An 11,266-nucleotide genomic window follows, 5' to 3' on the forward strand; every position below is an offset into this window, starting at 1 on the left:
TGTATTCGCGGGGTCGATGGGTGCTCACGAGTGCTCGTTTGCCGCGTGATTCCGCGACAGTCGCGCTCGTTGGTGGTGGCTGGTTCTGGGTGGTTTCAGCCGGGTTCCCGGCCCGGGACCGGCCCGGACTCTTCCGCGAGCTCATCAGAGAGCACGTGCTTCGCTCGGTCCACGAGCGTTGCGCGCACGCCGCCTACTAGGGTGTTCAGACCGCCCTTCATGGCGAGGCCCTGAATCTGTATTTCGATTCCGTCCACGTGATGCTCGTCCACTGTGACTGAGTCGAACACACTGCATGTGCCCAGAGGAAAATCCACCATCGAGCGGGTCGATGGATACAGCAGACCGATGTACTTGGTATCCGCAGCTCGCATGAATGCGAGTGACTCGTATAGATCGGCACTCTGGATGCTCGGGGTTCGGCCCAGCCGCGTCTTGTACTTCGCATCGAGAACGTACTCCGCGCCGGAAGCGTAAAGGACCGAGATATCCGGTCGCGCATAGACGATATCCTGCATCGGACGATCCACGTGCGGCGCGCATTCAGCATTGGCGCGGACAGGCGCGGCGTTGAGTTGACGCCGAAGAGTCATAAGGAACGGGACGTGCCGATCCCTACGCCGCTCGTCGCGCCGCTGACCGAGGCCATGGCCGGCAAGCACCGCGGCGACCTCGTCTTCACCGGTCCTCGCGGGGGCCGGATCAACGCCTCGAACGTCCGTCGCGCGATCGACTGGAAGACGCTCCGAGCGAAGCTGCACCGCGACGACCTCCGGCTCCACGACTTACGCCACACGCTCGCCACCATGCTGTTCGATGCCGGCGCCTCGGCCAACGACGTCCAGGCCGTGCTCGGGCACTCGAGCATGCAGATGACCGAGCGCTACAGCCGCGCCCGGTCCGACGTCGCCAAGCGGGCGGCCGCTGCAATCGACTCGCTCTTCGGCTCAAGCCTCGGTCAAGATGAGAGGGGCGGCGACTCATGACCATCATCCGGAACGAGGACCGCACCATAACGCTCGGCGCGGACCGGCTGCCAGGCAGCGTCTGGGGTTCCAATCTCCGGGCGATCCTCCCAACGTCGAGGTGGGTCGCGCTCAGTCGTCGAACCGCGGAGCGCGCGCGTCGACTGTGCGAGGTGTGTGGTCAGCCCTCGTTCTACGGCGACGGCACGCGTGATCCGGACTGTCACGAGATGTGGGAGTTTGACGGAGACGAATCCCGCCCTGTGCAGCGGCTCGCCGGAGTGATCGCGCTGTGCGGCGCCTGCCATGAAACACAGCACTCCGGGCTGGCGGAGCTCAACGACCGGTGGGAGTCCGTCATCGCGACCCTGTGCCGAGTGAACGGGTGGGACCGAGCGGGTGCTATGGCGGACATCGAGCGCTCTCGCAAACGCTACCGCGAACTCTCGACCCCCGAGTGGGATCTGGATCTCACGCTGCTCAGCGGGTGGGTAGCGCTCGACGGGTATCCCGATCTTGTGGTCCCGTCCGAGGATCGTGCAACCCTAGGGAACACGCTCGACAAGACCAAGCGGAAGCTCTCGCTCATCGTTGGAGCCGAGATCCCCGACGCGATCTGGAGGTGGTGATGTGAGCGAGTCGGAGTCGCGGTTCGCGACCGCAATGGACGTAGTCCGCGCCGCGGAGAGGAACAGGATCTCGCGCGAAGAACTTGTGAGCACACTTCGCTCGTGGACCTATGAGCCGCAGTACAAGACGACCGGCCTCGCGGACGACTGGGAAGCGCGGCCGAACAGCTTCGACGCCGTCGAGTATGCCTTCATTTTGGGCCTGATTGACGAGGACGACTACGAACTCATCTCCGGGTGACTCGACAACGACTGAGAGGCATTAATCGCATCGCGCCCCGGAGTTCCAGCCCGGGCCAGCCATCAACATCTACGAGCAGTGGCGGAGAGCTAACCTGGCAGGTTATGGAAAATCAGGATCAAGACCGCACTGTGGTGCTCGGCGGAATCGAGTACGACATCGTGTTCGCATCTGAGGTGAACGACGAGCAACGCCTCGAATTGAATCTCCCCGTGCGCGGCACGCGTTGCTCCTGTGTCAGGTGCGCCTGTGAGAACAAAGCAGACACCGGCTCAGTTGCGCGCCCTATGTGCGGTTGTTGCCTCGCCGACTGCCCCGACGTTCATCCAGAGCGGGGAGTCCGCAAGGCAACTTGGGCGACCGCTGGTGGCTAGATGCGCGTCTCCTGGTCAGCGGAACACCCGTCTGAGGTTCGCCCGCCATGGCGGATCAAGACGGTCGGGCTGAACCCCCGAGAGAGCGCCGGACAACCCTCGGACGACACGCCGAGTGACCTGAAAAAACCTCTGTTCAGAGTTTGACGACTGCCGGCCCCGGGAGTTAGGGTAGGACCATAAATACCAGCCCCGCTGTCGCTCAATAACTTTCGAGTTGCCGAGATGACATGGGCTGGTTTTCTTTTTCGCCATGATGGGTAGCGTGAAGGAACACCTCCCGTACGACGATCAGCTCGCGAAGATGCTCGGTCGCGGGCTCACGAGCGCCGATCGCCCGGGTGCCATCGCTGCGCTCAAGCGAATCGGGTACTACCGATTGTCGGCGTACACCTACCCGTTCCGCGAGCCGCCATCAGAAGCAGATATTGCAGCCAAGCGAACGCGCGCGGAGACCTTCCGGCCCGGCTCGAGCCTTGAGGACGCGCTTCATCTCTACGAGTTCGATCGTAAGCTCCGCGCGGTGGTCTTGCAGGCTCTCCAGGAGCTTGAGGTCGGTTTCGCAACAAAGATTGGCTACACGCTCGGCAAGCGGGCAGGAGACGGCCACCTGAAGCTCCAGCACCTCGATGCATCGGCATGCACGGTCGTCAACCGGGACGGCGTCACGGCGCACGCAGCTTGGGTCGCACGATACGAGAAGCTCCGAAGCGATGCGAAGGATGAGGAGTACGTAAAGCACCACGTCCTGCACTATGGCGGTGAGATCCCGATCTGGGTAGCGACGGGGTTCATGGACTTTGGCTGTCTGATCCGGCTGTACTCGCTGATGGACGCTCGCGATCGGAAGAAGATTGCGTACGAGTTCGGTCTGAGGGGCAACGGCGCGGACACGCTCTACCGATGGCTGCGCGCGCTCAACATCCTTCGCAACAACTGTGCCCACAGCAATCGAATCTGGAACCGAGCGACAGTCGATGTGCCGCCGAAGTTCGCCACCCAGGTCGCGCCGGACCACCTGCATCATCTCAACGATCTGGACAACGACCGACGGCAGAAGATCTACTTGCTGATCGCCCTCACGGCGCACCTCGAGCGAGCGGTGAACCCGTCGAGCACCTGGGCATGGTCGGCCCTGCCAACTCAAGCAAAGAAGCTTGGCAACGTTGGCGGGATGACACTCGAGAACACGATGGGATTCCCGGATGGATGGCAGGAGCTGGCGCTCTGGAGAAAGTAGTTCCTGAGGAGCACTGCGATTGACGCCCGAACCGGCCCTCGACCGGCCCAAGCTCCCATGACGAGGGATTCGCGTCTCGCCGCGCTCGCTCCATGTACGGGAACTTCGCTCGCTCAGCGTTGAGTCGGAGCAGCAGTAAGGCGACACGGAAACCGCCCCGCACCAGGGAAAAGCAAAACCCTCGCCATGTAGAAGCTAGGCGAGGGTTTCTGGGACCGTTGTAACGACGGTCCGTGTGGCTCGGAGCCTGACCCGGTTTCCCGGACGGTTCTTGTGTGTTGATCATGCCGCGATTTCTGCGGCGGTGTGAACTGGCCGCCGTCATCACTCCCCGAGCTCCTAAGACTCAGTCGGCCTGACGGTGAGCGACCAGCAGAGTGATTGCCATATATACGGTAGGGGGGTATGGTATCCGGTATGAACGGTTACACGGCGAATAAGGATGACCTGCTGAAGCGGCTGCGCCGCGCGGAGGGTCAGGTCCGTGGGATCGCACGGATGGTCGAGGAGGACAGTTACTGCATCGACATCCTCACGCAGGTCTCCGCGGCCACGAAGGCCCTCGAGTCTGTCGCGCTGTCGCTGCTGGGCGACCACCTTTCGCACTGTGTTGCCGAAGCCAGCGCCGAGGGCGGTGCCGTGGCGGAAGAGAAGATCCGCGAAGCCAACGACGCGATCGCCCGTCTGGTCCGTTCCTAACCCACCAACCCACTCACTACGAGGAGACGATGATGAACACCGAGAACCGCAACGACCTGGGCTTGAAGGACACCGGCGCGGGCTGCGCCTGCTGCACGACCGCATCGACTCCTGAGACCGCGGGCGCGGCCACGGCGGCGGTGACGTCCGCTGTGCTGGTGACGGGGATGACCTGCTCGCACTGCGTGTCAAGCGTCACCGAGGAGCTGTCCGCAATCGACGGTGTCGAGGGTGTATCGGTCGACCTAAACGCGGGCGGCGCGTCGCGGGTGACGATTCGCAGCTCGACGCCGATCGCTGCTGCTGCCGTGGAGGCGGCGGTGGAGGAGGCTGGCTACGCCCTGGCCAGCAGCCCGTCATGAGCGCGGTCGATGTCGAACTCGACATCACCGGGATGACCTGCGCGTCGTGTGCGACGCGGATCGAGCGGAAGCTCAACAAGCTGCCCGGTGTGGAAGCGACCGTCAACTACGCCACCGAGAAGGCTCGCGTACGCGGTGAGGACGTCGACTCGGCCACGCTGATCGCTGCGGTCGAATCCGCTGGTTACCAGGCGGCGCTTCCGGCACCGCCGGTCGCCGAGGATGCCGGTGAACCCCGTGCACCTGTGGACCATGACTTGGTGTCGCTGCGGCAGCGTTTGCTGATCAGCACCGCCCTGTCTGTACCGGTCGCGGTGCTTTCGATGGTTCCGGTGCTGCAGTTCGAGTACTGGCAGTGGCTGACGCTTACCCTGACCGCCCCGGTGGCGGTGTGGGGGGCGTGGCCGTTCCACCGTGCCGCGGCGGTCAACGCCCGCCATGGCGCCGCGACCATGGACACGCTCATCAGCGTCGGAGTGATCGCCGCGTTCGGCTGGTCGCTGTACGCCCTGTTCTTCGGTGGCGCCGGTATGGCCGGGATGACGATGACGTTCACTCTCATCGGCACCCCGCAGGCAGGCGGTCACGAGATCTACCTTGAGGTCGCCGCATTGGTGACGGTGTTCATCCTTGCCGGCCGCTACGCCGAGGCCCGCGCCCGGAAGTCGTCCTCTGAAGCGCTGCGCGCCTTGCTCGAACTGGGTGCGAAAGATGCCGTCAAGCTCGTCGACGGTGCGGAACAGCGAGTCCCGGTCAGCCAGCTGATCGTGGGGGATGCCGTTCTGGTCCGGCCGGGGGAGAAGATTCCCTCCGATGGACTCGTCATCGATGGGTCGTCGGCGATCGACGCGAGCATGCTCACCGGCGAATCCGCCCCGGTTGAGGTCGGTGTGGGTTCTCGTGTGGTGGGTGCGACGGTCAACGTCGGTGGCCGGCTCACGGTGGAGATCACCCGTGTCGGCGCGGACACCGAACTGGCGCGGATGCGGCGGCTGATGGAGGAGGCGCAGACCGGCAAAGCCCGAGTGCAGCGTCTCGCGGACCGGGTGTCCGGGATTTTCGTGCCCGTCGTGATCCTGCTCGCCATCGCGGCGTTCGTCGGCTGGCTGCTGGTCGGGGGATCGCTGGAGTTGGCGTTCACCGCCGCGGTCGCGACGCTCATCATCGCGTGCCCGTGCGCGCTCGGGCTCGCCACCCCCACCGCGCTGCTTGTGGGCACCGGCCGTGGTTCTCAGATGGGCATCCTCATCCGGGGGCCGCAGGTGCTGGAGCAGACCCGCAAGGTCGACACGATCGTGCTGGACAAGACCGGCACCGTCACCACCGGCACCATGGCTGTCACCGCTGTCCTCCCTGCCTCCGGGGTCACCCGGGAGGAGTTGCTGACCGCGGCCGCGGCGGTGGAGTCGGGGTCGGAGCATCCCGTTGCTCGCGCGATCGTGGCCGAAAGCGTCCCTGTCCCGCCGGCGGAGACGTTCGATTCCCACGCCGGATTCGGGGTGCAGGGCATCGTCGCAGGCGCTCTCGTCGTTGCTGGCCGTCCGTCCTGGCTGCAGCAACAGTGGGGCATCCAGCCCACCGCGCAGCTGCAGGACGACGCCGAGACGCTGCAAACCGGGGGAGCGACCGTCGTCGCGATCGGTCGTGACGGCACTCACCTGGGCATCGTCGCCGTCGCCGACACAGTCAAACCCACCAGCGCCGAGGCGGTCGCCCGGTTCCAGGCGTTGGGCATGACACCGGTGCTGCTCACCGGCGACAACGACGGAGCTGCCCGGGAGATCGCCCGACAGGTCGGCATCGACCAGGTGCACGCCGGGGTCACCCCGGCCGGGAAGCTCGACGTGGTCCGCCAGCTGCAGCACGACGGGCGCGTGGTCGCGATGGTCGGTGACGGGGTCAACGACGCCGCCGCTCTCGCTGCCGCCGACCTCGGTCTGGCGATGGGCGGAGGAACGGATGCCGCGATCGCCGCGAGCGACATCACCGTCGTCTCCGGTGACCTGCTGGTGGTCGCCGACGCGATCCGGCTGGCACGCCGCACCCTGGGCACCATTAAGGGCAACCTGTTCTGGGCGTTCGCATACAACGTCGCCGCGATCCCGGTCGCCATGGCCGGGCTGCTCAACCCACTCGTCGCCGCGGCCGCGATGGCACTGTCCTCCGTGTTCGTCGTCACCAACAGTCTGCGCCTGCGCGGATTCCGCACCCTCCCGGCGAGCTCGCCGACCGCTACCCCCGGACCGGCCCGCGTTCCCGCTCAGGTCTAACCCGCATCTGTCGGATGCGAACAGTGGAAGGAAGCTCACCATGAGCCAGCACGACCACCACGCACACCACCACCCCACGGCCACCGGGGACGGCGGTCATGACACCACGCAGGGACGGCGAGAGACCGTCGCCGAGCCTGACACCGTCGACGACCCGCACGCCCACCACAACGCACAGAACAGTCCTCATGAGGGACATGGTGACGGGCACGCGGGAATGCAGCACGGTGACCATGGTGGTCACGCGGGACACGGTGCGGACCATGTCGTACGGTTCCGTCGACTGTTCTGGATCATGCTCGTCCTCGCCGTTCCGGTGGTGGCGTTCTCGGGCATGTTCTCGATGCTGCTCGGCTACCCGCTGCCAGACGCGGCCTGGGTGGGCTGGATCTCCCCCGTCCTCGGCACCGTCATGTACGTGTGGGGTGGTGCCCCGTTCCTGACCGGCGCGGTCAGCGAACTGCGTGCCCGCAAGCCCGGAATGATGCTGCTGATCGGGCTGGCGATCACCGTCGCGTTCGTGGCGTCGTGGGGCGCGAGCCTCGGGCTGCTGGATCACGAGCTGGACTTCTGGTGGGAGCTGGCGCTGCTGATCGTCATCATGCTCCTCGGGCACTGGATCGAGATGCGCTCGCTTGCACAGACCACCTCCGCACTGGACTCCCTTGCCGCACTCCTCCCCGACGAGGCAGAGAAGGTGGACGGGGACACCACGGTCACCGTCGCGCCCGCTGACCTGCAGGTCGGTGACGTCGTCGTGGTCCGCCCTGGTGGACGGGTTCCGGCGGATGGTCGGGTGGTGCAGGGCTCGGCGAGCATGGACGAGTCGATGATCACCGGCGAATCCAAGCCTGTCCGCCGCGGTGATGGGGACGCGGTCGTGGCCGGCACCGTCGCCACCGACTCCGGCATCCGCGTCGAGATCACCGCGGTCGGTGAGGACACCGCCCTCGCCGGCATCCAACGCCTGGTCACCGAGGCGCAGAACTCCTCCTCGAAAGCGCAGCGCCTCGCCGACCGTGCCGCCGGGTTGCTGTTCTGGTTCGCGCTGATCGCAGCGGCCATCACCGGCGTTGTGTGGACGGTCGTCGGGCTGCCCGACGATGCGGTGATCCGCACCATCACAGTGCTGGTGATCGCCTGCCCGCACGCCCTGGGCCTGGCGATCCCACTGGTGGTGTCCATCGCCACCGAGCGCGCCGCCCGCGGCGGGGTACTGATCAAGGACCGCCTCGCGCTGGAGAGCATGCGCACCGTGAACACGGTGCTGTTCGACAAGACCGGCACCCTCACCAAGGGCACCCCCGCCGTCACCGCTGTCGAACCGATCGACGCGATCGACGCAGACCAGCTGATGGCCCTCGCGGCCGCCGCGGAGTCTGACTCCGAGCACCCGCTGGCCCGCGCCATCGTCACCGCCGCACGGGACAAGAGCCTGTCCGTGCCCAGGGCGACGGACTTCGAGTCCTCACCCGCGGTCGGTGTCCGCGCGACCGTCGACGGTCAGGTGGTGCAGGTCGGCGGGCCTTACCTGCTCGAGCAGACGGGCGGCCAGGAGCTGCCGATCGCTGATGCCTGGCGGGAGGAGGGTGCGATCATCCTGCACGTCCTCATCGACGGGAAGGTCGCCGGTGCGCTCCGACTGGCCGATGAGATCCGTCCCGAGTCCCGGCAGGCCATCGACGCGCTGCACGCCCGCAACGTGCAGGTCGTGATGATCACCGGTGACGCCGAAGCGGTCGCCGCATCCGTGGCCGCTGAACTGGGCATCGACCGGTTCTTCGCCGGCGTGCGACCGGAGGACAAAGCCTCCAAGGTCAAGCAACTGCAGGACGAGGGCCGCAAGGTCGCAATGGTCGGCGACGGTGTGAACGACGCACCCGCCCTCGCCCAGGCCGACGTCGGTATCGCCATCGGCGCCGGGACGGACGTCGCGATCGCCTCGGCGGGGGTCATCCTCGCCAGCGACGACCCCCGCTCGGTGCTGTCCGTGATCGAGCTGTCCCGCGCGAGCTACCGGAAGATGAAGCAGAACCTCTGGTGGGCTGCCGGGTACAACCTAATCTCGGTGCCCCTGGCCGCGGGTATCCTCGCACCGATCGGTTTCGTGCTCCCGATGTCGGTGGGCGCGATCCTCATGTCCCTCTCCACGATCGTTGTTGCTCTCAACGCTCAGCTGCTGCGCCGGTTGGATCTCAGCCCCGACGCGGTTATCCGTCACTGACGGGTGTGACGTACCGTGGAAGGGAGGGAGGTGACATGTCGCTGATCGCACTGACGGACCGGGTCCACACCGGCCGGTCCATGGTTCGCACCCTCCTGCTGCTCGTCGTGATCACCGGCGCGATCATCGTGGGCCTGCTGGCCATGCACTCCCTCAACGCCCACACCGCCACCGACGCCGGCCATCAGACCACCGCCACCGCTTCTGCCGCGACAGGTACCGGCGACCACCACACCGGCACCACCGCAACCGATGAGCCCTGCGCGGACTGCGGCAGCGGACACTCCACCATGCTCGCGATGGCGTGCGTCCTGGCGCTCCTGGCGACCGTGCTGTTGCTGGTGCGGCCCAGCGCTGTCATGCGATGGTTGTCGATCCCTCCGCGGCCGAGACCCTCGGTAGTGGCGGCATTGTCCACCAGGCCGGCCCTGAGGCCGCCTTCTCTCACCGTTCTCTGCATCAGCCGTACGTGATGCGCGCGAGCCGGACCTTTATGCCCGGCTTCCGCACCCGCACGCCCGTCACCCTGACCGGCGCTGCTTTCACGTACCCCTGTATTGGAGAACCCTGATGAAGATCCGTACCGCGGCAACCGTCGCACTCACCCTCGCCGCCGCGCTCACCCTGGCAGGCTGCGCCGGCGGCTCCGGCTCAGAGTCCATGCCGGGCATGGACCACGGCAACAGCTCGGCCCCATCCTCCTCCTCGTCCGCGGCGACAGCGGACTTCAATGACGCGGATGTGATGTTCGCGCAAATGATGATCCCGCACCACGAACAGGCCGTCGAGATGTCGGACATGATCCTGGACAAGGAAGGCATCGACCCGGGTGTCCTCACCCTGGCCTCCGACATCAAGACCGCCCAGCAGCCCGAGATCGACCAGCTGCAGGAATGGCTGAACGAGTGGGGCGCCGACAGCGACACCGGCTCCATGGACGGCATGGACCACGGCGGCGGCATGATGAGCGACGACGACATGGCTGCGCTGGAAGCGGCTACCGGCTCGGAGGCGTCACGACTGTTCCTCGAGCAGATGACCATGCACCACGAAGGCGCCATCACCATGGCGCAGGACGAAGTCGACAACGGGCAGAACCCGGATGCGATCGCGATGGCGCAGACCATCATCGACACGCAGACCGCGGAGATCGCCACCATGCAGGAGCTGCTCGCGCAGCTCTGACTGCACCCGGTGAGGGCGCCCCACCCGAGGGCGTCCTCACCCTGAACTCGAAAGGGTGCGTATGCGCATGCCCCTGCGCGCGACAACCAGTCTTGTCGCGTTATCTGTTCTCACTCTCACCGGCTGTGCAGCTGCTGTACCGCCCTCCACCGGCGCCGAACACGCCAAGGCTGTTGCCCACGTGCACGCCATCGTCCCCGCCCCGGATGGGGACGGGTTTCTGCTCGGCACGCATGAAGGGATCTTCTCTGCCACCGCGGACGGCGAGCTCGGCCCTCGCATCGGCGGTAATGACTTCGACGCGATGGGGCTCACCGCGCTGGATGGGGATCTGATCGCTTCCGGCCACCCCGGCCGCAACACACCCGCCGAGCTGGGGGAGGGGAACCTCGGCATCATCCGCAGCCAAGACGGTGGGGAAACCTGGGAACCGGTCGCGTTCACCGGGGAGAAGGACTTCCACGCGCTCACCGCCGGCCCGGACGGCACCCTGTACGGGCAAGATGCCGGAGACGGTGCCGTCCTTAACAGTACCGATGGAGGGGTCTCGTGGTCATCGACCGGCAGCACCCTGCTCGCTTTCGGTCTCGAGGTCGATGCTGCTGGCCGGATCATCGCGGTCACCCCCGACGGTCCGCAGATCAGTATGGACCGCGGTGAGAGCTTCACGGCTCTCACGGACGCACCCACCCTTTTCCTCGTTGCCGCTTCTCCGGACCGCCAGCGCTTGGTCGGCGTGGATAACAACGACACGATCTGGACCGTCACGGGGACCGGGTCATGGCAGGACGTCGGCACTGTGCACGGTACTGCCCAAGCCATCACGATCACCGACGAGGGCGACGTGCTCGTCGTCGACGACAGCGGGCTCAGCTTGCTGCCGTCACCTCGTCGATGACTTGCCAAGAGACTGTGATCCTTCGCGTTTCGATCCGCAACCGGCCCCAGACCGGCCCAACCCGATGGATACAGCCTCTACTTCCGCGCGTACAACGCGATACAACTTGCTTCACCCGCAAAGCGACAGAGGCAGAGCAGGACGCCGATAGGGGCCGCAGAATTACCGCCTCACCAGGG

Annotated in this window: 12 protein-coding genes; 11 read left to right on the plus strand and 1 reads right to left on the minus strand. The window is 66.0% G+C overall.

From position 1 onward, the window contains the following. Positions 1 to 95 precede the first annotated feature (95 nt). Entirely contained in the window at positions 96 to 518 is a 423-nt protein-coding gene (locus KYX17_RS31370) for a hypothetical protein (RefSeq protein ID WP_243233659.1), read from the minus strand. A gap of 12 nt (positions 519 to 530) precedes the next feature. Between KYX17_RS31370 and KYX17_RS31375 the strand changes: the two genes are divergently transcribed. From KYX17_RS31375 to KYX17_RS31425, 11 genes are all read left to right on the plus strand, one after another. Next, positions 531 to 986, plus strand: a complete 456-nt coding sequence (locus tag KYX17_RS31375) for a tyrosine-type recombinase/integrase (RefSeq protein ID WP_243233660.1) — start codon at positions 531 to 533, stop codon at positions 984 to 986. Beyond that, on the plus strand, positions 983 to 1,594 hold the full coding sequence (locus tag KYX17_RS31380; RefSeq protein ID WP_243233661.1) for a hypothetical protein: 612 nt from the start codon (positions 983 to 985) through the stop codon (positions 1,592 to 1,594). The genes KYX17_RS31375 and KYX17_RS31380 overlap by 4 nt, the downstream gene beginning before the upstream one ends. A 1-nt stretch (position 1,595) precedes the next feature. Next, on the plus strand, positions 1,596 to 1,835 hold the full coding sequence (locus KYX17_RS31385) for a hypothetical protein (RefSeq protein ID WP_243233662.1): 240 nt from the start codon (positions 1,596 to 1,598) through the stop codon (positions 1,833 to 1,835). 639 nt (positions 1,836 to 2,474) lie between these two features. Next, positions 2,475 to 3,449, plus strand: a complete 975-nt coding sequence (locus KYX17_RS31390) for an Abi family protein (RefSeq protein ID WP_243233663.1) — start codon at positions 2,475 to 2,477, stop codon at positions 3,447 to 3,449. 417 nt (positions 3,450 to 3,866) lie between these two features. Further along, the gene (locus KYX17_RS31395) at positions 3,867 to 4,148 is read left to right on the plus strand and encodes a metal-sensitive transcriptional regulator (protein ID WP_243233665.1); all 282 of its coding nucleotides are present in this window, start codon (positions 3,867 to 3,869) and stop codon (positions 4,146 to 4,148) included. A 32-nt stretch (positions 4,149 to 4,180) separates the two neighbouring features. Further along, a complete protein-coding gene (locus tag KYX17_RS31400; protein ID WP_243233666.1) occupies positions 4,181 to 4,510 on the plus strand; it encodes a heavy-metal-associated domain-containing protein in 330 nt (109 codons plus the stop codon). Further along, entirely contained in the window at positions 4,507 to 6,780 is a 2,274-nt protein-coding gene (locus tag KYX17_RS31405; protein WP_243233668.1) for a cation-translocating P-type ATPase, read from the plus strand. The genes KYX17_RS31400 and KYX17_RS31405 overlap by 4 nt, the downstream gene beginning before the upstream one ends. Before the next feature lie 217 nt (positions 6,781 to 6,997). Further along, on the plus strand, positions 6,998 to 9,004 hold the full coding sequence (locus KYX17_RS31410; protein ID WP_243233673.1) for a heavy metal translocating P-type ATPase: 2,007 nt from the start codon (positions 6,998 to 7,000) through the stop codon (positions 9,002 to 9,004). A gap of 35 nt (positions 9,005 to 9,039) precedes the next feature. Continuing rightward, positions 9,040 to 9,477: a DUF6153 family protein gene (locus tag KYX17_RS31415; protein ID WP_243233669.1), complete on the plus strand. Its 438-nt coding sequence runs from the start codon at positions 9,040 to 9,042 to the stop codon at positions 9,475 to 9,477. Positions 9,478 to 9,574: 97 nt separating this feature from the next. Then, a complete protein-coding gene (locus tag KYX17_RS31420; protein ID WP_243233670.1) occupies positions 9,575 to 10,189 on the plus strand; it encodes a DUF305 domain-containing protein in 615 nt (204 codons plus the stop codon). Between the two features lie 61 nt (positions 10,190 to 10,250). Beyond that, positions 10,251 to 11,087 (plus strand): F510_1955 family glycosylhydrolase, encoded by an 837-nt coding sequence (locus KYX17_RS31425; protein ID WP_243233672.1) that lies wholly within the window; start codon positions 10,251 to 10,253, stop codon positions 11,085 to 11,087. The last annotated feature ends 179 nt before the right edge of the window (positions 11,088 to 11,266 follow it).

The organism is Microbacterium sp. CIAB417, assembly GCF_022788845.1.

Excerpts from the sequence above, each read along its gene's own strand:
- KYX17_RS31370 (WP_243233659.1), bottom strand. The coding sequence starts at position 518 with ATGCAGGATATCGTCTATGCGCGACCGGATATCTCGGTCCTTTACGCT.
- KYX17_RS31380 (WP_243233661.1), top strand. The coding sequence starts at position 983 with ATGACCATCATCCGGAACGAGGACCGCACCATAACGCTCGGCGCGGAC.
- KYX17_RS31395 (WP_243233665.1), top strand. The coding sequence starts at position 3,867 with ATGAACGGTTACACGGCGAATAAGGATGACCTGCTGAAGCGGCTGCGC.
- KYX17_RS31400 (WP_243233666.1), top strand. The coding sequence starts at position 4,181 with ATGAACACCGAGAACCGCAACGACCTGGGCTTGAAGGACACCGGCGCG.
- KYX17_RS31405 (WP_243233668.1), top strand. The coding sequence starts at position 4,507 with ATGAGCGCGGTCGATGTCGAACTCGACATCACCGGGATGACCTGCGCG.
- KYX17_RS31410 (WP_243233673.1), top strand. The coding sequence starts at position 6,998 with ATGCAGCACGGTGACCATGGTGGTCACGCGGGACACGGTGCGGACCAT.
- KYX17_RS31415 (WP_243233669.1), top strand. The coding sequence starts at position 9,040 with ATGTCGCTGATCGCACTGACGGACCGGGTCCACACCGGCCGGTCCATG.
- KYX17_RS31420 (WP_243233670.1), top strand. The coding sequence starts at position 9,575 with ATGAAGATCCGTACCGCGGCAACCGTCGCACTCACCCTCGCCGCCGCG.
- KYX17_RS31425 (WP_243233672.1), top strand. The coding sequence starts at position 10,251 with ATGCGCATGCCCCTGCGCGCGACAACCAGTCTTGTCGCGTTATCTGTT.